A 26,650-nucleotide genomic window follows, 5' to 3' on the forward strand; every position below is an offset into this window, starting at 1 on the left:
CGCGCGACAGTCCCCGTCTCGCTTAGTATAGGAAGGCTTTCTATAAAGGGTGTGAATAACCATGAAAAATACGCTCGCCAAGATCAAGGACGTAAAAAATCGACATAAAGAACGCCGCACGCCTCTGGGACTGGAGTTCGCTATCGCCGACAGCATCAACTTTCTCAATGCGACGGACTGGGACCGCGTCGCCGCCTCCGCATCCGTATTTCTGCAACGGGATTATCTACAGGCGCTGGAACTCAACGCGCCGGACAACGTCTCTCCCCGCTACGGCCTGATATACAAAGACCGCACTCCAATCGGCGTGGTCAGCTGCCAGATCGCCGATGTGTCCGGCGACCGAATGATGAAAAGCGAAAAGCCCGACAACGCCAAAGCCAAGCTGAGTCAAAAATACCAGGAGCGCATTTTGGTCTGCGGCAATCTGGTGTCCTGCGGCCTCCATGGCGTCGCCTTCGCCGAGGGCGTCGATGCGGAGCTGGGATGGCGCGCCCTGGCTGAGCTGCTGTACCGCATCCGTCGGGGAGAAAAACTGGGCGGCTCTATCGACTTTGTCATGCTGAAGGACTTCAACAGCGACATGCTGCCGCAGTCTGACATCCTTAAGCGCTACAGTTACCGATCCATTCAGACTGACCCGGAAATGGTGTTGACGCTGGAGCCGGGAACCCGGACCTTCGAAGATTACCTGCAAAGCCTGACCGGCAAGTACCGCAAGCGCATTACCGCCATCATCAAGAAACTGCAGGACGCTGGCGTGGAAACGCAGACCCTGGACAGCATCAGCGATGAACAGGATGCCGCGCTGCACGCCCTCTACCTGCAGGTGGAGAACCGCGCCGCCGCCCGTCTGGCGACATTGCCCAAGGGGTATTTCAAAGCGTTGTCGGATTCGCTGGGAGACCGTTTCGCCTGCACCACATTGTCAATGGATGGTCGGATTGTGGGCTTCGTCACTTCGGTTAAAGACCGCGATACATCCATGGCCTACTACGTGGGCATGGATTACGAGATCAATGCCGACCTGCCCCTGTATTTCCGGCTACTGCAGCTTTCTATTGAGCATGGCTGCCAGTTTGGCTGCAGCAAAGTGTCCCTGGGCAGAACCGCGCTGGAGCCCAAGGCCAATCTCGGCGCCAAACCCGTGGATTGCCATCTGTGGATGCGGCATCGCGCCGCGGCGGTCAACTACGTGGTGCGCAAGCTGTTTCGCGCCATCCCCCATGCGGAAGCTCCCACTCGCAACGCATTAAAGACTGTCGAGCAGTAACGTCTATTATTCGCCGGCGGCCATCAAGGCTGACCGGCTCTTTCTTCACTGGGCGTCAGCCCATATAGATTTCGATACGCCGTAGAAAAATGCGCGCCGGAGGAAAAGCCTGTTTTCAAGCCAATTTCGGTAATGCTCAAGGCGGAAGAGCAAAGCATGTCCCGCGCCTTTTCCAGACGAATCTGCAAGTAATAACGGGAAGGCACGGAGTCCAGATAACGCTTGAACAGACGCTCAAGCTGACGTCGGGAGATCTCCAGGTGTTTGGCGATATCGTCCGTGGTTAACGGCTCTTCGATATTGTTCTCCATCAGTTGCACCGCATCGCAGAGCGCCGGCGCTTCTCTTTTCGCCACGAGGTCGGGACGTTTGCGCCCAGTGGTTTTGGCGCCGCCAAGACGCTCCCGCATGATCGCTTGAGAAGCCATTTCCGCCAACTCGACCCCGTGATGACGCCCAATCATAAACAGCGCCATGTCCAGCGCAGCGGTGCCGCCGCGGCAGGTCCAGATATTGGCGTCAACGGAAAACACATCCTGGGACAGAAAGCAGGCTTGCGCCTGCGCTGAAAAAGCGTCTGGAATCTGTAAAGAAGCTTTTTTTCCGCGCAACAGCCCCAGTTCCAGCAGCAAAGCCGCGCCGTTAGCCACGCCTCCCAGCCAGGACAGGCTTTTGCCGTGCGTGGAGAGCCATTCTTTTTCCAGAAGCGGCGTTTTATAAAGACCCACTGAGCCACAGACGACCAGCGCGTCCAGACCGGCGGCATGAGCCAGAGAACGGTCCACGGACACCGCCACGCCGTCTCCCGACGTCACCACCGGCTCAGCCCCCAGCCGCACGAGTCGATACTTGCGCTCATCCAGCAGCTCATTACATACCCGCAACGGCTCCACCAGGCTGGCGTAAGACAGCAAGGAAAATCCCGGCAGTAACAGTACGCCCAGTTTGCAGCTCAAAACCGATTCCTCACACCCGACAGCCCGCCGCCGGGCGGAGCTGAGAATTTCTGCTATAAATAAGAGTAATAATAGATTAAGCGGCTGCGACAAAACCATCTAAAGACCGCCTCGGCGATGCCGGGATGGAAAGGTCGCGTCCAGCGGTTGCGGAGCTTATCCTATTCGTCCGCGAAGTATAACTCCCGCCGCCAGTTGAACTAAATTCAAATACGGAAGCGACATGGCTCATATCTTCAGCCGGGTAACCCGACGCATTACCATTTTCCATCGCGCATTAATGATGAGCGCCGTGTTCGCCATCATTCTTACTTGCGCACTGGTTTACTTGCTGGGGGCGGTGCATGACATGCTGAGCACCATCGAAGGCCAGCGCAGTATGGTGGAGCAGCAGAACACCGCTGTCGCCAAGCAGAATCAGCTGGTCAGTCAGCAACAACACCTCAATGCGCTGCTGGCGGAGAGCCAAACCGCCTTCGCCCAGTATTCCGAGTACCTGTATTGGCGCCTGGACTCCGCCACCACCGCCGAAGAGCGCTCCATCAGTCAGGGCGATCAGGCGGAGAAAAACCTGCGCGACACCTTAGATGAAATCGCCGGAACTGATGAGGAAATGGCCGATGTCGCAGATGTCGTACTGATGTATCTGGATGACTTCAACAAATCCATCGCAGAAGCTGTCGATCGCACCCGTAACAATGACTCCCGCCAGCGCGTCAGCGCGATGATCGGCGAAGCGCGCACCGCCAGCATGGCCATGAGCTCCACCTTCAAAATCATACTGGAAGAAGCCGCCAAAGCCGCGGCGGCAGCCAACGAAGGAGTTGGTCAAGCGGCGCAGGAAGTGTCCGTCGCCGCCAATCAGGTCTTGGAGGCGAACGATTCTGTCGCCGCCAGCGGCCGCAGTCTGCAGCAGGAAGTGTTGTTTATCCTTGTAGTGTCGGTAACGGTTTCCCTGCTGGTCGGCTTTTTGTTATCCCGCTCCATCACCCAGCCCATTCACCGTCTGCGTCGGGTGATTACAGAGATTGAGGACACCAACGATCTCACCAAACGAGTGGATTACAGCCGTCAGGATGAAATTGGCGCTATCGCCCAGGCGTTTAACGCCATGATGGATAAGTTCTCCGTCATCGTGGGCGATCTGGCGAAGACCACGGACGAACTTTCCGCCTCATCAGAACAAAGCGCTCGCATTAGCGCGCAAACCAAAGAGTCCGCCGAGCAACTGAGTCACGAAACCGATCAAGTGGCGACTGCGTCTAACGAAATGACAGCGACCGTCAAAGGCATCAATGAAAATACGGACAACGCCGCCAATATCGCCCTGGAAGCCCGCAAAGCCTGCGAATCCGGTAAAACCTCGGTGGACGGCGCCACCACACGCATCAATGAGCTGACCCAGGCGATCAATGAAACGTCAGACTCGGTCAGCCAGCTCGCCAAGGAAAGCGAGTCCATTGGCGCCGTCCTCGACGTGATTCGCGGCATCGCTGAACAGACCAACCTGTTGGCGTTAAACGCCGCTATAGAAGCCGCCCGCGCAGGGGACCAGGGGCGTGGCTTCGCCGTAGTGGCCGATGAAGTGCGCACGCTCGCGCAACGCACCGGCAACTCCACTGATGAAATACAAAAAATGATCGAGCAGCTTCGCGCCGGGGTGAACAAAGCCGTCACCCGAATGGAGCAAAGCTGCAAGCGCGCGGAAGGCACGGTTTCTCAAGCGAGTCAGGCCGCCGAATCCATTGATAAGACACTCTCCGCGGTCACCTCCATGCATGACGCCAACCAGTATGTGGCGCAGGCCACTTATGAACAGCGCGAAGCCGCGGAGAGCATTGATCGCAGCATCGTAAACATCAGTGAGCTGTCGCAAACTCTGCATACCGCTGCGGAGGAAAACTTCCAGTCCAGCGACAACCTGAAGCAAATGGTGACCCGACTCAGACAGCTAGTCGTGCAGTTCAGGTACTGAATAAGAAGTATGGCGACGCTTGCAGAAAGCCATGTCCTTATGGCGTTCACACACAGCGAGAGCGGTCAATGCGTCGACAGGGACGAGAGACTAGTGCAGCGTCCCGAGTCTCTCTCTTTTGTAGCGCACCCACTCTCCATCCACGCATTTGTAGTAGAACGCCATCATGTATGTGCTAACCGGCATTTGAATGCGAATGATATCTCCGTCAGACGAAACCTGCATAATCAAGCCCTCATATAACAGTGCCAGCGTTCCTGCTTGTGCGGCGACGCCAGGAAGTGTTTAAACATACAGTACTGTAACTATATACAGCATTTTTAATTCTGTCTACACTTTGTTCAACCCTTGTCTTGTTGGCATCCCCTTTCGCTTTGGGTAAGGTACTGACGCCCGCTCGGAGCAATCCGGCTTACTGATGGATAAGGTCTCAATACATCATGAAGAAAAAAATACTGACTGGACTGCTGATCACCCTGATCATCGCAGTTCTTTCGTTTTTCGCCCTGGTTCCGCCACTGGTGGATAACGCCAGCAATCAGCTCACGAGTTCACCGCCGCAGCCGGCGACGGATAAAGTCAAAAGCCTGCACCAGTCTCTGTTCATCGCCGACCTGCACTCAGATTCACTGCTTTGGGGGCGCAACCTGTCCAAAGGCTATCAGCGCGGTCACATGGACCTGCCGCGGCTGCGGGAAGGAGGCATGGCGTTGCAGGCGTTTTCGGTGGTGACCAAAGTTCCCTTCGGCCTGAACATCCAGAAAAATACAGGCGATAGCGACATGATATTCTGGCTGGGACTGTCGCAGGCCTGGTCGCCCAGCGCATTACAGAGCCTTTTGAGTCGCGCCGAGCGTCAGGCGGGGATGCTTCACGACCTCGCCGACTCGCCCGCCAACAAATTCACACTCATTCTGAACCGCAAGAATCTACAGGATTTCATCGCGCAGCGAAAAACCGACAAGGACGCCCTCGCCGGCTGGCTCACCTTGGAGGGCGCGCAAGCGATGGAAGGCGACCTGAACAATCTGGATGCTCTGTATGCGGCGGGTTTCCGTATGATCGCCCCGACCCATTTCTTCGACACGGAGCTGTCCGGCTCCGCTCATGGGGTCAATAAAGGGGGTCTGACGACCTTAGGAAAACAGTGGGTCAAAGCCATGGAAAGCAAGTCCATGATCATTGATCTGGCCCACGCTTCCGCCAAAACCATATCCGACGTGCTCGCCATGGCCAAGCGCCCCGTTATCGTGTCGCACACGGGCGTCAAAGGGACCTGCAACAACAACCGCAACTTGTCCGACGCTCAGCTAAAAGCCATCGCCGCTAACGGCGGTATCGTCGGCATCGGCTTCTGGTCGACGGCGGTCTGCGGACGCGACGCGGCGTCCATCGCCCGCGCGATTAAATACACGGTCAATCTGATTGGCGTGGAGCACGTGGCGATGGGGTCAGATTTCGATGGCGCCGTGGCGACGCCTTTCGACGTCACCCGACTGGATGGCTTAACCGAAGCGCTGATGAAAGCGGGGCTGAACGAACGTCAGATTCGCAGGATCATGGGCGAAAATATCCGCGACTTCCTGCTTAAAAACCTGCCGTCCGCCTGATCTTGCCAACCTCAGGGCGCCGCCACCGGCGCCCGTTTAAGGCGATACAACTGCCGGTCGTGAACCCGCCCAAGGGTCACTAAAGCGGTAATAGCGCCCACCAGGGCGTAGCACATGTCTGACTGGGTATCCCACTCGTAGCCCTGGGTGCCCAGGAAGGCGACGGAAGAGTCTCCACTGGCCACCGCCACCCACCATTCAATCAGCTCATAGAAGGCGCTGATCGCCAGGGCGATGCAGACAATAAAGAAGTTCATCCATCCACGCCCTTTCACAACCCGCAGACGTAGCAGAATTTCCCGGGCCACCATCGCAGGAATAAAGCCCTGGGCGAAATGGCCAACCTTATCGTAGTTGTTTCTCCCCCACCCCATGATTTCTCCGATGCGGTCGAACAGGGGCACTTCCGCGTAGGTATAGTGCCCGCCCACCATAAGAATGACCGAGTGGATCAAGATCAGCCAATACAACAGGGGCGTCAGCGGAAATCGCTTGTAGGTGGACGCCAGAATGAAGGCGGCGATCACCGCCGGCGCCACTTCCAGCATCCAGGTAAACCGATCTTTCGGCCATAGTCCCGACCAGACCAGCACGCCCAAGAAGATGAGAATCCAAACTACGCCGGCTCCAACGCCGCCCCGGCCATGCCCCATATGATTGATCCTTAGCAGTTATAAATGCGGATCAACAACATAACGCATTCTGCGGCGGGATTCGATCCCCAGGGGGATTATCCCGCCTCCCTGACTTCCGACGCCGGCTGCGCAGGTTGCGGCCCCTGCTTCAGCAGACGCCCCAGCTTGTAGCCTTCTTTGCCCAACATGGCGAAGCTGGTCATGACGCCTCCCATCAATGCGCCGCCTACTCCAGCAGTGACTATATCCGCACCGGTCAGATAGAAGTTTTTGATGGGGGTCACCGGGTGCAGCCAGTCCTGCTGGAAACGTTCAACGGTATGATCCACCCCGTAAATTTCTCCCCCCATGTTCATCTGGAACCACTGCGTCGACAGCGGCGTGGATAGCTCGTAAAAGTCCAGCTCCGCCTCTAATTGCGGCAGGCGCTTATACAGTTCATCAAGCATCCGATGAGAAAACTGCTCCTTCAGCTCCAGATAGTCTTCACCGCGCTTGTTCCACTGCGATCCCGCCCATTTATCAAACCATTGGTTGTTGACGGGCACGATGATCTCCACGGTGGAACGGTCCGGATAGCGCGCATTCCAGGTGGGGTCTTTCGCTGAAGGAAAGGACACATAGGTGACAGGAAAAGGCGCGGATGGATCGTCCATAAAGCGGGCGACGTTACCATCATGGTCATCAGAGGGATAAATCCAGAAGTTGCTCCGCGGCATACCTAAACTTTCCGGGGAACCGCGAAATCCTGCATAGAGACACAGGTGAGACGCGGATAGCGCCAGTCCCTCCAACTTTTTCAACAAGTCGCCTTTCGCCGCTGCGGACTCCGGTAACAGGTGCTTAATCGTGGGAATGACGCCCGCGTCGCTGACCACGGCGTCCGCCTGCAGCTCATCGCCATTGCTCAAACGCACGCCGTAAGCGCGATTAGAGCGCACCAGGACTTCCGCCACTTGCGCGTAGGTAAACACTTCCCCACCGCTGCGGCGAATAACTGGAATAATTTCTTCAGCAATGCGCCAGGAACCGCCCACAGGATAATTGCCCCCGGTGATGTAGTGCTTCGCAACCATGGCGTGCATCATAAAAGACGACGTCGTGGGCGGCAGACCGTAATCGCCCCACTGCGCCGTCAATACGGAGATCAGACGCTGATTTTGCGTCAGGCCTTCCAGTACTTCACGGGTGGTCTTGAAAAAGTAATCCGGCAGCAGAAAACGGCGGGCCTTGTGATAAGCCCAGGCGGCGATTTTGGGTAACGCCTGTCCGGCGAAAAATTTGGGGATGCGTCGACTTACCGAGTACAACAAATCGACATAGCGACGAATGGCGTCTTCCTCGCCAGGAAAACGTCGCGCCATTTCGTTGATGAAAGGTTCTTTGCCGGCGATGAAATCGTAATTGTCTTCGCCAATGAAAATACGATCGTAGCAGGGGTCCATCTCCGCCCACTCTATCTTGCCGTCGCTGATCAGATCGAACACCCGGCGGATCATCGACCAGGGCTTATGCACTTCGCCAATATAGTGCACCCCGACATCCCATTCATAGCCGTTGCGTTCGTAGCTATGGGTATAACCGCCCGCGGTGTAGTGCTGTTCCAGCACACAGACTTTCTTGCCGATCAGGGACAACAACGCGGCGTTGCATAATCCGCCAACGCCCGATCCGATGATGATCACGTCATAGTGATCGTCCGCTCGATTCTTACGGTAACGCTTTCCCGTTCTGACCATATTCTCCAGCCTCCTTCCTGATTATTGTTTTAATACGACGTCGCCAGTCCAATGCATCATACTGCTCCCACCCGAAAGTGTGAACTGTCAACATTGCTTTTTTAGGCCTACGCCGCATTTACAAAACCGATCGCCAGTTGCTAGGGTCTGTTGTAATTTTACCCCGTTTCAATGTCGGAGACGCCTATGTGCGAGATATACGCCAACACCGATCCACAGTTATATGAAGCGCATTCGAAGTCGGTGCGCCTGCGTGGGTTTGTCACCAGCGTGCGACTGGAGCAGCGCTTTTGGACGCTATTGGAGGAAATTGCGGGTTCTGAGGGCATGTCGACCACTCAGTTCATGGCGAAGCTGTATGACGAAGTCGTAGAGAAGAGAGGCGAAGTCGGTAACTTCGCCTCTTTATTGCGCGTGGTTTGCGCGACCTACCTGGAAAGGAAGTACAGCGCGGGGCTTATAGCAGTTTGACGAACTGCGCCAGCCATGCCGGATGAGCAGGCCACGCTGGCGCTGTAACAAACTGCCCGTCCGTCACAGATTGATCCACCGCGATGTCAGCATAGTGCGCGCCCGCCAGCTGCACTTCCGGCGCGCAGGCCGGATAAGCGGAAATCTTTTTCCCTTCGATAACCTTGGCCGCCGCCAGAATCTGCGCGCCATGGCAGATCGCCGCAATGGGCTTGCCTTGCTGGGTGAATTCCTGCACCAGACTGATCACTCTCTCTTTCAGGCGCAGGTACTCGGGAGCGCGCCCGCCCGGCAGCAACAGTGCATCAAACTGCTCGGAGCGCACGTCCGCGAAAGTGGCGTTGAGGGTAAAGTTATGCCCAGGTTTCTCCGTATAAGTTTGATGCCCTTCAAAGTCGTGAATCGCCGTGGCGACGCTGTCGCCCTGCTTCTTGTCCGGACACACCGCCGCTACTTCGTAGCCCATCGCCTGCAGCGCCTGGAACGGCACCATCAGCTCGTAATCTTCAGCAAAGTCGCCAGTAATGATCAGTATTTTTTTAGTCATACCTCTGTCTCCTTGTCGTCTAAGGTTGCGGACATCGCTCGCCTGTCAAAACACCCGGCCGCCTGGCCGGAAGTCATTCAGCAGACTACCAGTCTAGGCTCCTTTTTCCGGCATGGGGTAGTAGTGGGTTACTACAGAGACCCATCGGCGCCAAAAAGCATGTTGGTTAACAAATAAAAGGAAATAGAGAAAGACAGAGAGAAAAGGCGGCGCTCTAAGCAAGAACGCCGCTTTTGACAGGATTATTCGAGATGATCGGACTTATTCGCGGAACGACGCTCCGCCAGCCACTCCTGGTAGGTCTGCGCGGCTTCCTCTCCGGGCATGCTGTCGATGATTTCGAAGTAGTCTTCGTTAAATTCATCCAACATGACTTCCGAACGAGGCTTGCAGCGCACGGCGTATACCGTCTGCACGTTCTGATGGTCGAACTCGCGCCAGTACTGTTCGTCTTTCAACAGCGTGTAGCGATGCCCTTCCAACTCTTTGATGACGGACGCAGTTCTGAATGTGCCGGCGCGCTCCACCGCTTCTTTGTATTGCCACAGAATGCTGTAGGCGGAGGCGGCGGATGAGGAAGGCCGCAAGCCGTACAGCTCAGAAAATCTCTCGACGAACTCTTTCCCCTTGGGATGGTTGAAAATGTAGGGCACCTCCCAGGTCCAGGGCGCCGCGCCGACGACGCCTTCCATAATCGCTGGCCCCGCCGACTTCGCCATGCCCAGCGTCAGGTTCGGCACAACGATTTTCATCTTGTCCTTCATGCCCATAGACGTGGCCAGCTCCAGAGCGCGCACCATATCGTCGCCGAACAATACCAGCACCAGTATCTTGGCGTCGCTGGCCTGCGCCTGATTCAAAGCGTCGACGAAATCTTTCTGCAAAGCGGTGGGGAATGGCGTCAGCACGCCAGGATGACTCTCTTTATCCTGAGTGTTGCTGAAGATACGAATCGACCGCTCTGTGCTCCACCCCCAGGTGTAGTCGGCGGTGATAAAGAAGTATTTCTGACCGGCGTAATTGGTTTTCAGGTACTTGGACAGCACCTTCGCCCCCATCCAGGCGTTATAGCTCTCCCGGAACATGTGGGTGTGCCCTTCTGTGCCGGTGGTTTCATTGGAGTAGGTGAGCGTACCGAAATAGATGCGGTCCCTTGATTTTGCGGCCTTACCGCCAGAGATCGCCACCGCGCTGGATGATCCGCCGAATATGGCGACAACGCCATCTTCGTCCACCAGTTGCTCAACGTTTCGTACAGAGCGATCAGGTTTGGAGCCGGTATTTTTAATCACCAGTTCCACCGGCCGACCAAGAATGCCGCCGGCGGCGTTTATCTCATCCACAGCCATAAAAGCCGCCCTGCGTTGGGCCAGACCTTGTTCCTGGTATCGTCCAGTCTGGGGATAGTTGAGACCAATTTTAACGGATGGAGCAGCGAGTAATTCACCACTAACTAACAGGCAAAGCAGCGCAATGCTCTTCCAGATATAGCGCATACAGAGAACCCTCAATTTTTTTTGTAAGCAAATCGGGTTGATAGAGGTTTTGTGATTACCGGCTTCAAACATTCCCTGAAACCGGCGTGCTGACTACAGTAGTTGTAACCAGGAGCGGGGTAAAGTAGCGTAATAAAAATGACGACCTTATTAGCCTTTAGTCTAATATGAAAATGCAGAAACAAATCAAAACACACCTCCATCGCCCGATAGCGCTATACTCGCGCCGGGTCGCCTCGGATGGACGCCGACACACGTCGGTTGACGGATTTTCACGCAATTTCCATTAGGCTTTTAAACTCGCGGCCTGACGACGGACGCAATAACGCCCGTTATCAGCGCCCTGTTTAACGGGCTAAATAAGCAACAAACCATGGACAAGTCGGAACCCTGGATGCCGATGAATACGACAAGATGGCGCTTTTTTCTCGGACTTGTGATGTGCGCCACATTTTCAACTTCTGCCGCCGCGATCAAACTGACCGTCGGAGAGTGGCCGCCCTACGCGTCGGAAAGCCTGCCCTACAAAGGGTTGCTGCCCAAACTGGTGACCGAAGCCTTCGCTCTTGAAGGCATTGAAGTCGAATATGACTTCATGCCCTGGGCCCGGGCTTATGAATTCGCCCGCAAGCCCGGCTGGGACGGCGCCGTCGGCTGGGTCGATAATGCGCAACGACGGCGCAATTTCTGGTTCAGCGATCGCATCATTTACAGCAGCAGCGCGTTATTTCACCTGAAAGATCAGGATTTCACCTGGAACGAGCTGAAAGACCTTGCGCCCTACCGGGTTGGAGTCAGCGTCGGCTACAGTTACGGCGAAGCGTTCGATAACGCCATCGCCAACCAGAATCTGCAGGTCATCCCCGCCGTGAATGACCGGCAAAATCTGGTCAAACTGCTGCGACGTGAAATCGATTTGTTTCCCCTGGACGCCAAAGTAGGGGAATATCTGCTGCAACATGAACTGCCGGAATATCAGCGCCTGTTCACCTATGACGAGAAGCCCCTGATTCAGGACGGTTTATCGGTAATGTTTCCCAAGAATGGCCCTAACAGTCGCAGCTACGTCGCGATCTTCAATCAGGGTCTGAAACGCCTCAAGCGCAATGGCGATTACTCGCGCATTCTTAACAACATTGACGTCATCAACGGCATCTCGCAGCTCAGTTTTTACAGCGAGGACTATGCTCCTTTCAATTACCGCGAAAACGGCGTGGCCAAAGGCATCGCCCTGGACCTTTTCGATGCCATCATGGAAACCATTGGCGCAGACAAAAGCCGCAGCGACGTGCATTTCATGAACTGGCCGGAAGCCTACAAAGCCGCAACCAGTCAGAACCGCAGCGCGTTGTTCACCATGACGCGCACGCCGCAGAGAGAGGACAAATTCAAATGGGTCGGCCCCATCTACCGCTCCAAAGTGGTATTGATGGGAAAACGCCATGACGTTGAGGACGAAGAATCAGAGCCGATCCACCTGAAAGAACTCGGCCATAAGCGCATCTGCGTCATTCAGGATGACGTTGGCCATCAACTGATGGTCAGCGCCGGCGTCAAAGAGCGAAACCTGACCGCCACCACGCACCCGCTCACCTGCGGGCAAATGCTGAACAACGGCGAAGTCGATTATTGGGCGTACGGCTCGCAGACCGCCAACTGGTATCTGCAACAATTAGGACTGGACGCCCGCGACTATCAAGAGGTGATGACGGTCACCGAGTCTTCTGAATATTTCGCTTTCAACCTGGACGTGGACGACCACATCATTGAATCATTTCAGAAAGCGTTGGATTACCTGAAGCTCAGCGGTCAGATGCATGACATTCTGCAGCGCTATGTTCCCAATTAAACGCCGGACATAGCGGATGAAAAAGCGAACGGACGGCAGTCGGGTCTACCGCCCATTCGAGGAAGAAAACAAGTTCCCGACTTACACTTTGAAGCGCGCCACCTGCTGACGCAGATGCTCGCCCAACTCCGCCAATTGCGTACTGGTATTGGCGGTTTCCTGAGTTCCTCGCGCAGTCTGCTCCGCCGCGTCGGCGATGGAGGTGATGCTGCGGCTGATATCTTCGGTCACCGCAGTCTGTTCCTCGGAAGCGGCGGCGATCTGAGTATTCATACTACTGATAGTGGTGATGGCGGAAACAATCGCATTCAGTGACGAGCCCGCCGACTGCGCCTTATCCACCGCCGCCTGCCCGTTGTTACGACTTTGCTCCATACTGCCCACGGCTTTATTGGAGCCATCCTGCAAGCGACTGATCATAGCCTGAATCTCTTCCGTACTTTCCTGGGTTTTGCTGGCCAGCGCCCGCACTTCATCGGCCACGACGGCGAATCCGCGTCCCGCTTCCCCTGCCCGCGCCGCTTCAATAGCTGCGTTCAACGCTAGCAAGTTGGTTTGCTCGGCGATGCCGCGAATAACGGAAAGCACTGACACAATCGAGTTCACATCCCCTTCCAGAGCGTTGATGACTTCCGACGCGCTGCCGATTTGAGTGGAGAGTTGTTCGATAGACTTGATCGCGTCATCCACAATGCGCTTAACATTGGCGCTTTCGTCGTCCGCCTCTTGCGCCGCCTCTGCCGCCTGTTGCGCATTCTGAGCGATTTCCCGCGCAGCGGCGGACATTTCATTCACCGCCGTCGCCACCATTTCGGTTTCCTGCTGCTGTGAGGCCACCGCTTCACTGGTTTCCGCCGCAAAGCCTTTCATCTCCCGGACAGCAGCGGACATGCTTTCAATAGAGTTTTTGATATCACCAACCAGATTCTGCACTTTGGCCACAAAAGCGTTGAAGTTGGTGGCCAGGCGGGTGAATTCGTCTTTGCCGGACACATCCAGACGCTGCGTCAGATCGCCCTCGCCTTCCGCTATATTCTCCATGGCGTCGCCCAGCCGAATCACCGGGCGCATCAATGTGTTCAGCAACAATGTCATGAGAACACAGACCACCAGCACCCCAATAACCGCATAAACAATGGCGGAGTTACGGAAGTCCGCCAGTGAGGCGAACGCTTTTTCTTTGTCTATCACCACCCCCAGTCGCCAGGACACCGAGGCGATGCCGGAAATGGGGAAAAAGCTGACCAGTACGGACTGCTTATCACTCGTAGTCTCTTGCAAGTCACTGGCGTTAAGCTTGGGTGTTTCCTTGGGGAATAAGTCTGTGACATTTTTGTCGACCATCTTCACATCGGGATGCACCAGAACTTTCCCTTTATCCGTCACTAAAAAGGCGTATCCCAAACCAAAGAAGTCCACGGAGTTGACCATCTTCGTGACCACATCCAAATTAAGATCCGCCCCCGCAACACCTGAGCTGGAACCTGAAAACGGCGCCGCCGCAGTGATCAACAGTTCTTTCGTCAACACATCCCGGTATGGCTCTGAAAAAGTCGGCGAGCCTTTTTGCTGTGCAGTGGTGTACCAGGGGCGTTTACGAGGGTCGTAATCTGAGGGGAAGGATTCCTTGGCGTCGTTGTATATAAATGTCCCATTCGACAAGCCTGCGTACATACCCGCCACTTCTTCGGAGACCGAGCCGACCTGAGCGTATGCCCTGATGGTCTCCACATCCGTGGTTTGCGCCGCCTTCAAGGCCACGCCGCGCACCAGATCCAACTTCCCATTCAGCCAGCTGGCGATACTGCCGGATACGGCTCCAGACAACTCCTGCATGCCGCCTTCCAGGTCTTTCTTGGTTTGGTCGGCCAAAAAGTAATAGTTGTTGGCCGCGAATGCGACAATCGATAGCAGCAGGATTCCGCCGCTCAAAATGATAATCTTATGCCGGAACTGCATAGCTAAATTCATGCGTCAGAACTCCAAAATAAATCCCGTGGAAGAAGCCCCCTGAGCCATGCTCGGCCGGAGCCGATAAAGCGCTTTGCGAACAATGACGTAAGCGAAATCGGAGCAAGCTTTATTCTTTAGCTTAGACGGATTTTGAAATAGTGCACTGCGCCGGTTATATCCGGCGCCTGTTGAGGAAGGATGATCAGTAAGAGAAGGTAAGCGCTAACGCACTCGACGCAACAATACTACGCCTAGCAAAGCGCATATGCAGATCGGCGCCAGCGTCGCAATCACAGGATTAAAGCCGAATACCAGGCTCGCCGGGCCCAACAGATCCTGCATGTACTTGAACAACAACCCAATGATAATGCCGCAGAAGACGCGGAACCCCATTGTGACCGAGCGCAACGGTCCAAAAATAAAGGAGATCGCCACCAGCACTAAGACAGAAGTCGCCACTGGCTGCAGCACTTTCTTCCAGAACGCCATCAGATAAGAGTTGGCGTCCAACCCCTGCTCTTCCTGGTAGTTGGCGTAGGTGTAGAGGCCTTTGATAGACAAATATTCAGGCTTGATGATCAGCACTTCCAGAATGCTGGGGGATAAGCTGACATTCCAGCGCAGAGAGTCGAACGTCTGCACATTGCTGCCGTCATCCTTAATTTCCGTGCGTTCAATGTCCTGCAGTAACCAGTGATCGCCCTGATAAATCGCCCGCTTGGCGAAAGTCGAGCGCACCATGCGGCGCTCATCATTGAATTCAAACAAGCTCACGCCATGGAGCACGCCTTTCGGCTCCACCGCATTGAAGTGCATAAACACATTTCCTTCACGCCGCCACATACCGGCGGAAGAAGCCACGTTCTCAGCCGCGCCCTGCTCCAAGGCCTTTTGCGTCTGCGCAATACGCTCCGTTTGCGGCGCCACAAACTCGCCCACCAGGATACCCACTACCACCACCGCCAAAGCTGGCTTCATGGTGGACCAGACCACCCGCACCACGGAGACGCCGGCGGCGCGAATCACCGTCAACTCGCTGTTGTTGGCCAACACGCCAAGCCCTACCAGACAACCAATAAACGCAGCCAGGGGCAAGTAATCATAGATGCGCCTGGGTACGGTGAAGACGATGTATTTCATCGCCTGGAAGGTTTGGTAGTCGTTCTTCAGTTCATCCATTTCAGCGATGAACGCGAACACCAAGTCCAGAGACAGCACCACCAACAGCACCAGCAGCATGGCGGAGGCGACGGTTGCGACAATGTAACGATCAATTCTGCGCACGGGCCGCTCTCCTCTTCTGTCGCCAGTCGGGACCGAACATCAATATCAGCGCGATCGCCAGAAATGTTCCGTGCACCCACCACATGCCTATCCACTCGCTGATGCGCCCTTTCTCCAGACTCTTACGGCTGGCGATCAGCAGCCCCAAATAAGTGATGTAAATCAGCATGGCGGGCAGCAAGTGGAAGAAGCGCCCCTGCCTAGGGTTCACCCGACTCAGCGGGATCGCCAGCAGCGCAACGATAGGAACCAATAAAGGAATGGAGATACGCCATTGCAGCAAGGCTCTGTCCTTAGGATTGTCGGAGCGCCACAGCTCACTGGTGGGCTTGGCTTCATCCCGGGTTTTCTCCGCCTCTGCGTCAGGCTCCGCGATCTTGATGCCATAAGCGTCATATTCAATAACGCGGTAATCCATTTCTCCCGGACGCCCTTGATAACGGGCGCCTTCGTGCAGGACCACAAAGCGACTGCCGGTGTTGGGGTCGACCAGCTGAGTGCCCCGTTTGGCCGCCAAGACAGAGATGCTGCCGTTTTCTGAGTCCCGCTCCGCGATAAATACGTTCTGCATTTCCCGCTTGTCGCTACTCAGTCCCTCGGTGTAGGTCACCCGTTCACCGGAACGCAGGCTTTGGAAGCGCCCCGGCGCCAGCAATTCGAACTCCGTAACTTTGGATTGATCCGAGAAAATTTCATCCACCTGACGTAGCCCCCAAGGACTGACGTAAAGACTCATGGAGCCGACCACCAGCATCACCAGCAACGCGGAAACCATCGTCAGTTTGATAAGCTGAAAACGGTTCATGCCGCAGGCGAACAGCACCGTCATTTCACTTTCCAGGTACATGCGGCCGTAGGCGAGCAGAATGCCGATAAATAAACCCAGGGGCAGAATCAACTCAAGAAAGCCCGGCAGGCGATATCCCATGATGGCGAACAACACATCCGCCGACAGCTTGCCCTGGGCGGCGTCAGCCAGATACTTGATAAACCGTCCGCTCATAAAAATAAGCAGCAGCACGCCCGCGACAGCGACCATGCTGACCAGCAACTGCCTGGACAGATAACGAAGGATAATAAACAACGAAATTACCTATTTACGTTCTACCGCAATATCAACCGAAGCGCGCGGAACGGCGCGTCAGGACAGGTTAAGCGGCGCAGCGTTTTTGAGCGCGCGTCAAAGTGACGCAAGATACCAGACTCACATGCAAATTTCATAGCCTTAACGTAGACTTGATTGCGTATAGGATACGTCTCATATAGATTGCCTCTTGCAACGGCGGGCGACGCTCCCGCATCGAATGAGACTTCTGCGGCGCCCCAGGGAACGCCTCCGGCGCCTTCCATCAAGCGGACGTTGGTCCGGCATGGAGAACAAAGCCAAATGTATTTAGGTTAAGAGGATTCGCAACCACTATGAATTATTCCGCTCTTTCCACCGACCCGATAAAACAAAAAAGCGACTGCCTTGTGGTCGGCGTTGTCGAAGGCAAATCCCAGTCAGCAGTTTGGACAGAACTCGACCAACAGTGCAAAGGCGTTCTGGGCAAATTGCTCTCTTCCGGCGACATCTCTTCCAAGCTGGCGGCCACCAGCTGGTTTTATCCGCAGGAAGGCGGCGTCAAACGTCTTTTGTTCGTCGGCCTGGGTAAAGAGAAAGAACTAAGCGAAGCAGGCTTCCGCAAAGCCGCAAAATCCGTCATGCAAAGCCTGAGCAAAAGCGGCGCGGGCAACGCAGTGGTCGCGCTATCCAGCTTGACCCTGAATGCATTGAAAGCCGGCTGGGCGACGGAGCAACTGGTGATCGCACTGGAATCCGCCTGCTACATCTTCGACAACATGAAAAGCGAGAAGGCCACGCCAACCAAAGTCAGCCAGGTTAAAGTCGCTGGCGACAAGCGTGACAAAAGCGCCATCGAGGCGGCTATCGCCAAAGCCGGCGCGGTCGCCAAAGGCATGAGTCTGACCAAAGACCTGGGCAACCTGCCCGGCAATGTCTGCACCCCGGATTATCTGGCCAAACAAGCCAAAGCGCTCGCCAAAGAGTACAAATCTCTGAAAGCGGAAGCCCTGGGTGAAAAAGAGATGAAAGAACTGGGCATGGGCTCCTTCCTTTCTGTCTCCGCGGGAAGTGATGAACCCGCCCGCCTGATCGTCATCGAATATAAAGGCGGCGACGACAAACAGAAGCCCCATGTCCTGGTAGGCAAAGGCATCACCTTCGACAGCGGCGGCATCAGCCTGAAGCCCGGCGAAGGCATGGATGAAATGAAATACGACATGTGCGGCGCCGCCAGCGTATTTGGAACTCTGTTAGCATTGGCGGAAATGAAGGCCCCTGTTAACGTCGTCGGCGTTATCGCGGCGGCGGAAAACATGCCCAGCGGCAAAGCCACCAAACCCGGCGATATCGTCACTACCATGTCCGGCCAGACAGTGGAAATTCTCAACACGGACGCCGAAGGCCGTCTGGTGCTGTGCGACGCCCTCACTTATTGCGAACGCTTCAAGCCAGAAACCGTAGTGGACATCGCTACTCTGACCGGCGCCTGCATTATCGCGCTGGGTAACCACGCCACCGGTCTGCTGGCCAACGACGACAAACTGGCTGACGCACTGCTAGCCGCTGGCGAAAGCACAGGCGACAGAGCCTGGCGTCTGCCACTGTGGGACGAGTACCAGACCCAGCTGGACAGCAACTTCGCTGACATGCAGAACATCGGCGGCCGCCCCGCTGGCACCATCACCGCCGCCTGCTTCTTGTCCCGCTTCACCAAGAAGTATCGTTGGGCTCACCTGGACATCGCCGGCGTCGCCTGGACATCAGGTAAAGACAAAGGCGCTTCCGGCCGTCCGGTGCCTTTGCTGACTGAGTATCTGCTGGGCCAAGTCAAAGGCTGATCGCGACGCATATAAAGCGATCCCTGTCACAGACCATGGTATTCGATTCGGATACCATGGTTATTTAATTATTCCGATTAATTATATACATTACATGCCAAAAGCCGACTTCCATCTGCTTTCTTCCGGCGACATTGCACAAAGGGATTTTTATCTTTGTAGACTTTGCGAAAAGATATATCGATTAGGACATCGGATATATATCCTATGCAAAGACTCAAAAGAACTAGAACATTTGGACGATTTATTATATTCCTTTCGGCCGGAAAGCTTTATTCCACATAGTATTGAACCTGAATCCCCCTCTTCCGACACTCCAGTTTTTTTATGCACCCGCCTGCCGGAAACAATTTCCACAGAAGTTGTTATAAATCTCACCGAAGCCCCGCCAGACAAGGCGGACAGGGTGGTAGAGCTCGTAACCGGCGATCCTGACGCCCGTGCGAAATCCAGAAAAGTGTATAAACTGTATAAACAATTAGGCTTCGAGTTGCAGACTTATAACATCGAATCTGCTTAAATATTGAGTAGGAAACGGGAGTCATTTCTCGGCGACGAGTAAGTCATCGTTTCCATAAAGACCCAAAGAGGTCTAAATAATAATTAAATTAATCGGAGCCTGATTAATAACTACAATTGAAACTTGGGATTTACGAGGAATATAACCGATGAGTTCTCCTGTAGCTGACAGTGAAAGTGATCTCATTCCCTTGTTGGATGAAATAGTGATTGATGACTCGGAGCTGGCTTCTTCCCATCCCGGCCTTACCGAAATTCAGAACAATCAACCCCAAACGCAACTTAGCAAGGAGTGTGAAAGTATGGAGATGACACCCGCGAACGGACAGGTTGACGTAAAACCGACCAGTCTGCGGGGCAATAATCCATTCTTGCCCTATGAGCACTTGGAAAAGCTGGCGCTGGAGCGCATGGAGTTTCAGAAGGAGTTTGAGGCCTTTTTCAAGAAACAAAGCACGCACGCCGCAGCCAGCTCGGTTTTGAAAGAAACCAAAGATCTGGAGCGGATCGTCCACCTCACTACGCAGAAAGTGGTGGCGGAGTACATGCCGCAGATCGAGCAAAGGGTCCGCGCCGAGGTCATCCGTCATATGAACAGCCTCAACTTATCCAAATAAGCTGAGCATCCCCTCCGATAACGGCCACGCTGCGGGATGCGGCGCGGCCCGATATGCGCCCATGCGGCTATCAGAAGATCCCATGGGTGTGTATAATGCGGCCTTTTCCAGGGCCGTCTGATCAGCGCTAGCACCCATTATTCCGCACCCGTGCGCTCACCCGTTGCAGACGCCCATTTAGCGGCCTCTTTCGGCTATTATTCTTAGATCCTAGAATCAAGCACCTGAGCGAAACGAATACATATACGTCATGATGGAAAAAACCTACCAACCCGGCCAGATTGAAAGTCAGTGGTACGCCTTTTGGGAAGAGCAAGGCTTCTTCAAACCCAGCCAGCAGGGCGAGCCCTTCAGCATCATGATCCCACCGCCCAACGTCACCGGCAGCCTGCACATGGGGCATGCTTTCCAGGACACAATCATGGACGCCCTGACCCGCTACTATCGCATGCAGGGCCGCGACACATTGTGGCAGGTTGGAACGGACCATGCTGGCATCGCCACTCAAATGGTGGTCGAGCGCAAACTGGCGGCGGAAGAAAACAAAACCCGCCACGACCTGGGTCGCGAAGCGTTTCTTAACAAAGTCTGGGAGTGGAAAGCGGAATCAGGCGGCACTATTACCCGTCAGTTGCGTCGTATGGGCGCATCCGTGGACTGGTCCCGCGAGCGCTTCACCATGGACGAGGGCTTCTACAAAGCGGTGCAGGAAGTATTCGTTCGCTTGTATGACGACAAACTCATTTACCGCGGCAAGCGTCTCGTTAACTGGGACCCGAAACTGCACACAGCCATTTCCGATTTGGAAGTTATCTCCGAAGACGAGAAAGGCAAGCTGTGGCACTTCCGTTATCCCTTGGCCAACGGCGTAAAAACCGCGGATGGCAAAGACTATCTGGTTGTCGCGACGACGCGTCCGGAAACCATGCTGGGCGACACCGCCGTAGCCGTTAACCCGGAAGACGACCGCTACCGCGATCTGGTTGGGAAAACCGTGATTCTGCCTGTGGTTAATCGTGAAATTCCGATTATCGCCGACAGCTACGTAGACATGGAATTCGGCACCGGTTGCGTAAAAATCACACCGGCTCACGACTTCAACGACTACGAAGTGGGCAAGCGCAACCAGTTGCCGATGATCAACGTTTTCACCATTGACGCCAGCATCCGCGACGAAGGCGAAGTGGTGAACAGCGACGGCACGCCCAACCTGGACATGCAAGCGGCGATTCCCGCCGGCTATCCCGGTCTGGACCGCTACGAAGCGCGCAAGAAAATCGTCGCCGATTTTGAAGCGCTGGGCTACCTGGAAGAGATCAAAGATCACGCTCTGAAAGCGCCTCGCGGCGACCGTTCCGGCGTCGTGATCGAGCCTTACCTGACCGACCAATGGTTCGTAGCGGTAAAAGCTCTGGCGGAGCCCGCTATCAAAGCCGTTGAAGATGGCGATATCCAGTTCGTGCCCAAGCAATACGAAAACATGTACTTCGCCTGGATGCGCGACCTGCAGGACTGGTGTATTTCCCGTCAGTTGTGGTGGGGCCACCGTATTCCCGCCTGGTATGACGACCAGGGCAATGTTTACGTCGCCCGCAACGAAGAAGAAGTGCGCAGCAAGTACAGCATCGACGCCAGCGTCGCGCTGCATCAGGACGAAGACGTTCTGGACACCTGGTTTTCCTCCGCGCTGTGGACGTTCGGCACGCTGGGCTGGCCGGAAAATACTCGCGAGCTGCAAACCTACCACCCCACCTCAGTGCTGGTGACCGGTTTCGACATTATTTTCTTCTGGGTGGCGCGCATGATCATGATGACCATGCACTTCATCAAAGACGAAGACGGCAAACCTCAGGTTCCCTTCAAGACTGTTTACGTACACGGTTTGGTGCGGGACTCGCAAGGCGCCAAGATGTCCAAGTCCAAAGGCAACGTGCTCGACCCCATCGACCTGATTGACGGCATCGAGCTTGAGCCGCTGGTCACCAAACGCACCAGCGGTCTGATGCGGCCTCAGGATGCGCAGAAAATCGAAAAAGCCACCCGCAGCGAATTCGCGGAAGGCATCGCCTCTTACGGCACCGACGCATTGCGCTTCACCTTCTGCTCCCTGGCTTCCACAGGTCGCGACATTAAGTTCGACGTGGGCCGTATCGAAGGTTATCGCAACTTCTGCAATAAGATCTGGAACGCAGCGCGCTACGTGCTGATGAATACCGAAGGTCAGGATTGCGGCCAGAATAACGAAAGCTACGAGCTGGGTCTGGCTGAGCGCTGGATCATCTCCCGTCTGCAGGAAACAGAGCAGCAAGTGGAGAAAGCCATTGCAGCCTTCCGCTTCGACCAGGCCTCTCAGGCCATTTACGAGTTTATCTGGAACGAATACTGCGACTGGTACCTAGAGCTGTCCAAGCCGGTACTGTGGGACGACGCTGCTTCCGCCGAACTGAAGCGCGGTACGCGCCGCACTCTGGTGCGTGTGCTGGAAACCGCTCTGCGCATGGCGCATCCGTTTATGCCTTACATCACGGAAGAGATCTGGCAGAAGGTGAAAGAGCTTGCTGGCAAATCCGGGCCCACCATCATGCAGCAGCCGTATCCGGTGGCGGACGCCTCTCGCATCGACCCGGAAGCCGCCGCCTCTATTGAATGGCTGAAGGGCGTCATCCTGGCTGTGCGTAACATTCGCGGCGAAATGGATATCTCTCCCGCCAAAGCCATCAACGTCATTCTTGCGCAAGGCGATGACAGCGACAGAGCGCGCCTGCAAGCCAATCAGTCTTTCCTGATGAAACTGGCCAAACTGGAGTCCATCCGCTGGCTGGCGGCGGACGAAGAAGCGCCTATGGCGGCCACTCAGTTGGTGGGAGCCATGCAGGTGCTGGTGCCAATGGCGGGCTTGATCGACAAAGAAGCCGAGCTGGCGCGTCTGGGCAAGGAAATTGACAAGCTTTTGAAAGAACAGCAGCGCCTGCAAGGCAAACTGGGCAACGAAAGCTTTATCAGCAAGGCGCCTGAAGCCGTTGTCGCAAAAGAGAAAGAAAAACTGGCGGATGCGGAAGCCGCACTGGCTCAGCTGCGTGAGCAAGTGTCCCGCATCGAGTCAATCTAACTCTCCAGACTAAAGGGGCTGCGACTGACGCACTAAGGACACACCGGTATGCGACACCGGATACATATTCTGGGAAATGGATCGCTGGGAGGCCTGTTGGCCTGCCGGCTCTTCCCTTTCGCCGATGTGCGCCTGATTCTACGCAGCCCCCCTTCTCTTCACGCCCAACCCAGCGATGAGCATATTGCGTTAACGCTTGATCAAGCAGGCGAAAGCAAGACAAGGTCGCTAAACTGGGAAACCGCAAACGCGGCGGAACCGATTTCCACCCTTTTTATCACCACCAAAAGCTACTCTGCCGCAGCCGCCCTGAACTCAGTCAAACACCGACTCGCTCCCGCATGCCGCATTCTGCTATGGCAAAACGGCATGGGCAGCCAAACGCAGATCGCACAGGAATACGCCGATATGGCGGTTTACGCCGCCTCCACAACAGAAGGCGCAAATCAACCGAGGCCAGGACATATCATTCACGCCGGCCATGGCCAGACCTGGCTGGGACCTCTCACCGCCAGCGCCACATTTCAGGAAGCGCAGCATCTGGCCACCCTGCTACAGCAGGCGGGTTTCCGCAGCGACGCAACGGCGGATATCGGCGAGCAGCTCTGGCGTAAACTCAGCGTGAATTGCGGCGTGAACCCCTTTACCGCCCTGTTGAACTGCCGCAACGGGGATATTCTCGAGCACAGCTACTTCCATGAGCGTATTGATGCGCTTTGTGAGGAGTTGTCGGTGGTGTTATTTGCAGCAGGGTATGGCGAATCCGCAGCCAGCATCAAAGCGCGAATTGTCGCGGTTGCTCAAGGCACCGCGAACAATATTTCATCCATGCTGCAAGATATTCGCGCTGGCAGGCAAACGGAGATCAGCGCCATCAACGGATTCATTTGCGATTATGCAGACGCGCACGGCCAGCCTCACCCTATCAATAGCGAGCTGACCGCAGGCGTTCTTGCTCTGAGCGCTCATTCGAACCAGAGCGCGTAGACCACAGCAATTTTACCCAAGGGGGATATATGGGCCACAGGCTTTCCAAGATTTACACCCGCACAGGGGACAAGGGAACAACCGGACTGGGCAACGGCGAACGTATCGCCAAGAATGCGCTGCGGGTGGAGGCGATGGGCGCCGTCGACGAAACCAACAGCGTCCTGGGCGTGGTCATCTGCGAGCTGACGCAAGACGACCTGCTTCACGCCCAATTGCAAAGCATTCAGAATGATTTGTTTGATCTCGGTGGCGAACTGTCCATTCCCGGCCATCTCATTATCATTGATAAGCACATTTCACGGCTGGAAGAGTGGCTGGACCAGCTAAACGAAGAACTCCCGCCCCTGAAGAATTTCATTCTGCCCGGAGGCGACCGCGCCGCCAGCCATTGCCATATGGCGCGCAGCATCTGCCGTCGCGCGGAGCGCACGGTGGTCAGCCTGGCGCAGCAGGAACAATTAAATCCTTGCCTGCAGGGCTATCTGAACCGACTCTCCGACTACCTCTTCGTCGCCGCGCGAACACTGGCGCGACGCAAAGGCGGCGAAGAAATATTGTGGACCCAGACCAAGTGGGAAGCCTAACGCGCTATATTTTGAATCCCCCCAGCAGATCGTGAAGGGCTCCGGTTAGCGCAGACAACTCACGACTGGACGCCAGGGTTTCCTTGGCGTTCTCCGCCGTCTCACGCCCCAGTCCGCTGATATGGCCGACATTTTCATCAATGGTTTTGGCGACGGCGGACTGCTCCTCCGCCGCCTGAGAAATCTGATGACTCATATCCACAATGCTGGCGATAGCCGCCACAATGTGATCCAGAGCCGCTGCGACATCCTGGGACTGCGCCACAGTCGCGTCCGTCACTGAGCGGCTGCTTTGCATTGAGTTCACCGCCTCCTTAACGCCAGCCTGCAACTGCGAGACCATCGCCTCAATCTCCTCGGTGGACTTCTGCGTACGTTGCGACAACGTGCGCACCTCGTCCGCCACCACTGCGAAACCGCGCCCCTGCTCGCCGGCCCGCGCCGCTTCAATGGCCGCATTCAGAGCCAGCAGATTGGTTTGCTCCGCAATCGCCTTGATCTCCACCAGCATCTGGGAAATATTCTGCGAATCCCGCGCCACGCGATTAATGGTCTCTACCGACGCCGCGATTTCCCCCGATAAACGACTGATAGTCTGCAATGTCGCGTCCACCACCTGCTTGCCTTTGGTCGCTTCGGTGTCCGCCTGATGCGCCGCATCTTCAACACTTTGCGAACTGCCCGCCACTTCCGCCACCGTATCCACCATCTGATGCATCGATTCAGATATCTGTCGGGTTTCCTGCATTTGCTTTTCCGAGGCTTCGCTGCTCGACACCGCCACCGCATTCACCCGGCGTGCCTGCTGATCCACGCTGCCCGCCGTCGCCACCAGATTGGTCATAAGAGTGTGCACTTTCTCCGTCATATGATTGAAAGCGCGAGTCAGATCGCCCATTTCATCCCGGTTATCCAGCTTTAAACGCGCTGTCAGATCTCCATCGGATACTTTTCTGGCGCCGATGGAAAAACGCTCGATGGTGGATTTCACCGACACAAAAAAGCCCATGTACAAGTAAACGATGATCAGCAACAGAACGCCCAGCACCAGGAATATCCATAGCATGGCGGTCTCGCGTTCCTGTAAGCGCAGATCCAGGATGGTTTCCGTCAGTTGGTAAATGCGACCATTGAATTGTAGCAGCGCATCAATGTTCGCAGTCAGCGCCCTGTCGAAGACAGGCCACTCAATTTCCGGCGCCACAGGCGTGACGATGCTCTGATCCAGATAATCCCGGGTCTCAATAATCACATTGCGGACGTTGTCCGCATCCGCCGCAAGCTCCTCACGGATCATCGGGCTGGCGTTGAGCGTGACCTCCAATTGATTGGTGAAGCTGTCGCCAAGGGCGGTCAAGTTATCGAAAATTTTGTTCAGGACGTCGCCTACGTCAAAGCCCACCTGCCCTTCCAGGGCGGCGTAAACGCCGCTGGCGCGAGCGCGTCCCATGACATTACTCGCGCGAATGATTTGTCCGTCTGACAACTTCATCAGAAACTGCACTTCACGAGACAGGTCCTGCGCCACGCCGGAAACCTGCGTCGCGCTGCTGAGAAAGCTCTCGACTTTGCTGACAAAAGCACTGAAGTAGGTTATCTGCGGATCAAGCGACATCTGGTTCTCATCCCCCTGAGTCAGGCTGCGCCAGGAGGCGGTGAGATCTTCCAGTTGCTTGCGCAAATCATGATTAACGTCGAAGTTTAGCTCTGCGGCGTCCAACTTGGCCAAAACGCTATCGATAGAGGAACGGATCTCCATGGTGCGCCGCTCCAGCTCAGGCGCCTGTCGCAGCTTCGCCACGCTGCGATAGTCCCTGTACTGTTGCGCCAACTTCAACAGCTCAGCAGACTGCTCAATGACCGCCATGCCTTCGACTTCATTTTCGATTTGTCTGACGTCATCGTAGAGCTGACTGACCAGGCTATAACCCAACGCGATTATCGGAAGTAAAAACAGAACGCTGATCAGCAAAAATTTGTAGACCAGTTTCAACTGGTTCATGAGCCTGATAGCAGGCCAGAGAATCCGCCTCACTCGATCACCTCTCCGCCTTCTTCTGCAAGGAAGGACTTATTATTGAACGCATTTCGACGCTCACTGCGCGCCGCTTAGTTATATCCGTATTTTTATCGTTGCTT

Annotated in this window: 21 protein-coding genes; 11 read left to right on the forward strand and 10 right to left on the reverse strand. The window is 55.4% G+C overall.

Annotated features, from left to right (window positions below):
* The first annotated feature begins 61 nt into the window (after positions 1-61).
* Complete coding sequence (locus tag ONV78_RS28460) at positions 62-1,273, forward strand: GNAT family N-acetyltransferase (RefSeq protein ID WP_279507907.1); 1,212 nt, start codon at positions 62-64, stop codon at positions 1,271-1,273.
* Between the two features lie 23 nt (positions 1,274-1,296).
* On the opposite strand, the gene ONV78_RS28465 is transcribed toward ONV78_RS28460, so the two are convergent.
* Positions 1,297-2,229 carry a helix-turn-helix domain-containing protein gene (locus tag ONV78_RS28465; RefSeq protein ID WP_279507908.1) on the reverse strand — a complete coding sequence of 311 codons (933 nt, stop codon included), beginning with the start codon at positions 2,227-2,229 and terminating at the stop codon, positions 1,297-1,299.
* A gap of 223 nt (positions 2,230-2,452) precedes the next feature.
* On the opposite strand from ONV78_RS28465, the gene ONV78_RS28470 reads away from it, so the two are divergent.
* Positions 2,453-4,204 (forward strand): methyl-accepting chemotaxis protein, encoded by a 1,752-nt coding sequence (locus ONV78_RS28470; RefSeq protein WP_279507909.1) that lies wholly within the window; start codon positions 2,453-2,455, stop codon positions 4,202-4,204.
* A gap of 90 nt (positions 4,205-4,294) precedes the next feature.
* On the opposite strand, the gene ONV78_RS28475 is transcribed toward ONV78_RS28470, so the two are convergent.
* Positions 4,295-4,429 (reverse strand): hypothetical protein, encoded by a 135-nt coding sequence (locus tag ONV78_RS28475; protein ID WP_255509291.1) that lies wholly within the window; start codon positions 4,427-4,429, stop codon positions 4,295-4,297.
* A gap of 215 nt (positions 4,430-4,644) precedes the next feature.
* Here ONV78_RS28475 and ONV78_RS28480 point away from each other — a divergent pair, with 215 nt between their 5' ends.
* Positions 4,645-5,814 carry a dipeptidase gene (locus ONV78_RS28480; RefSeq protein ID WP_279507910.1) on the forward strand — a complete coding sequence of 390 codons (1,170 nt, stop codon included), beginning with the start codon at positions 4,645-4,647 and terminating at the stop codon, positions 5,812-5,814.
* An 11-nt stretch (positions 5,815-5,825) separates the two neighbouring features.
* On the opposite strand, the gene ONV78_RS28485 is transcribed toward ONV78_RS28480, so the two are convergent.
* Together ONV78_RS28485 and ONV78_RS28490 are read right to left on the reverse strand one after the other, a co-directional pair.
* Positions 5,826-6,467, reverse strand: a complete 642-nt coding sequence (locus ONV78_RS28485; protein ID WP_127972581.1) for a DUF2238 domain-containing protein — start codon at positions 6,465-6,467, stop codon at positions 5,826-5,828.
* Positions 6,468-6,544: 77 nt separating this feature from the next.
* A complete protein-coding gene (locus ONV78_RS28490; RefSeq protein ID WP_279507911.1) occupies positions 6,545-8,188 on the reverse strand; it encodes an NAD(P)/FAD-dependent oxidoreductase in 1,644 nt (547 codons plus the stop codon).
* Positions 8,189-8,374: 186 nt separating this feature from the next.
* Here ONV78_RS28490 and ONV78_RS28495 point away from each other — a divergent pair, with 186 nt between their 5' ends.
* The gene (locus ONV78_RS28495; protein WP_216738260.1) at positions 8,375-8,659 is read left to right on the forward strand and encodes a ribbon-helix-helix domain-containing protein; all 285 of its coding nucleotides are present in this window, start codon (positions 8,375-8,377) and stop codon (positions 8,657-8,659) included.
* Here the strand turns inward: ONV78_RS28495 and ONV78_RS28500 are convergent.
* Together ONV78_RS28500 and ONV78_RS28505 are read right to left on the reverse strand one after the other, a co-directional pair.
* Positions 8,646-9,206, reverse strand: coding sequence for a DJ-1/PfpI family protein (locus tag ONV78_RS28500; RefSeq protein ID WP_216738259.1), 561 nt, complete (start codon positions 9,204-9,206; stop codon positions 8,646-8,648). The genes ONV78_RS28495 and ONV78_RS28500 overlap by 14 nt on opposite strands.
* A 242-nt stretch (positions 9,207-9,448) precedes the next feature.
* Positions 9,449-10,702 (reverse strand): ABC transporter substrate-binding protein, encoded by a 1,254-nt coding sequence (locus tag ONV78_RS28505; protein WP_279507912.1) that lies wholly within the window; start codon positions 10,700-10,702, stop codon positions 9,449-9,451.
* A 373-nt stretch (positions 10,703-11,075) separates the two neighbouring features.
* On the opposite strand from ONV78_RS28505, the gene ONV78_RS28510 reads away from it, so the two are divergent.
* Positions 11,076-12,551 (forward strand): transporter substrate-binding domain-containing protein, encoded by a 1,476-nt coding sequence (locus tag ONV78_RS28510; protein ID WP_279507913.1) that lies wholly within the window; start codon positions 11,076-11,078, stop codon positions 12,549-12,551.
* A gap of 81 nt (positions 12,552-12,632) precedes the next feature.
* Here ONV78_RS28510 and ONV78_RS28515 read toward each other — a convergent pair whose 3' ends face one another.
* The 3 genes from ONV78_RS28515 to lptF form a co-directional block, all read right to left on the reverse strand.
* Positions 12,633-14,522, reverse strand: coding sequence for a methyl-accepting chemotaxis protein (locus tag ONV78_RS28515; protein ID WP_279507914.1), 1,890 nt, complete (start codon positions 14,520-14,522; stop codon positions 12,633-12,635).
* A 204-nt stretch (positions 14,523-14,726) separates the two neighbouring features.
* Positions 14,727-15,788: an LPS export ABC transporter permease LptG gene (gene lptG / locus ONV78_RS28520; RefSeq protein WP_216738255.1), complete on the reverse strand. Its 1,062-nt coding sequence runs from the start codon at positions 15,786-15,788 to the stop codon at positions 14,727-14,729.
* Positions 15,775-16,872 carry an LPS export ABC transporter permease LptF gene (gene lptF / locus ONV78_RS28525; protein WP_279507915.1) on the reverse strand — a complete coding sequence of 366 codons (1,098 nt, stop codon included), beginning with the start codon at positions 16,870-16,872 and terminating at the stop codon, positions 15,775-15,777. Before lptF ends, lptG begins: the two co-directional genes overlap by 14 nt.
* Positions 16,873-17,207: 335 nt before the next feature.
* On the opposite strand from lptF, the gene ONV78_RS28530 reads away from it, so the two are divergent.
* The 6 genes from ONV78_RS28530 to ONV78_RS28555 all read left to right on the forward strand — a co-directional run bounded on the left by ONV78_RS28530 (position 17,208) and on the right by ONV78_RS28555 (position 24,511).
* Positions 17,208-18,692: a leucyl aminopeptidase gene (locus ONV78_RS28530; RefSeq protein WP_279507916.1), complete on the forward strand. Its 1,485-nt coding sequence runs from the start codon at positions 17,208-17,210 to the stop codon at positions 18,690-18,692.
* Positions 18,693-18,786: 94 nt separating this feature from the next.
* Positions 18,787-19,212: a DNA polymerase III subunit chi gene (locus tag ONV78_RS28535; protein ID WP_279507917.1), complete on the forward strand. Its 426-nt coding sequence runs from the start codon at positions 18,787-18,789 to the stop codon at positions 19,210-19,212.
* Positions 19,213-19,360: 148 nt separating this feature from the next.
* Positions 19,361-19,828, forward strand: coding sequence for a hypothetical protein (locus ONV78_RS28540; protein WP_127972603.1), 468 nt, complete (start codon positions 19,361-19,363; stop codon positions 19,826-19,828).
* Between the two features lie 253 nt (positions 19,829-20,081).
* Positions 20,082-22,937, forward strand: coding sequence for a valine--tRNA ligase (locus tag ONV78_RS28545; protein ID WP_279507958.1), 2,856 nt, complete (start codon positions 20,082-20,084; stop codon positions 22,935-22,937).
* Positions 22,938-22,985: 48 nt separating this feature from the next.
* Positions 22,986-23,924, forward strand: a complete 939-nt coding sequence (locus ONV78_RS28550; protein ID WP_279507918.1) for a 2-dehydropantoate 2-reductase — start codon at positions 22,986-22,988, stop codon at positions 23,922-23,924.
* A 29-nt stretch (positions 23,925-23,953) separates the two neighbouring features.
* On the forward strand, positions 23,954-24,511 hold the full coding sequence (locus ONV78_RS28555) for a cob(I)yrinic acid a,c-diamide adenosyltransferase (protein ID WP_279507919.1): 558 nt from the start codon (positions 23,954-23,956) through the stop codon (positions 24,509-24,511).
* A 4-nt stretch (positions 24,512-24,515) separates the two neighbouring features.
* Here the strand turns inward: ONV78_RS28555 and ONV78_RS28560 are convergent, their stop codons facing one another.
* Positions 24,516-26,513 (reverse strand): methyl-accepting chemotaxis protein, encoded by a 1,998-nt coding sequence (locus ONV78_RS28560; protein WP_279507920.1) that lies wholly within the window; start codon positions 26,511-26,513, stop codon positions 24,516-24,518.
* Positions 26,514-26,650 lie beyond the last annotated feature (137 nt).

The organism is Hahella sp. CR1 (assembly GCF_029813005.1).
In the GTDB taxonomy this organism is placed as follows: Bacteria; Pseudomonadota; Gammaproteobacteria; order Pseudomonadales; family Oleiphilaceae; genus Hahella.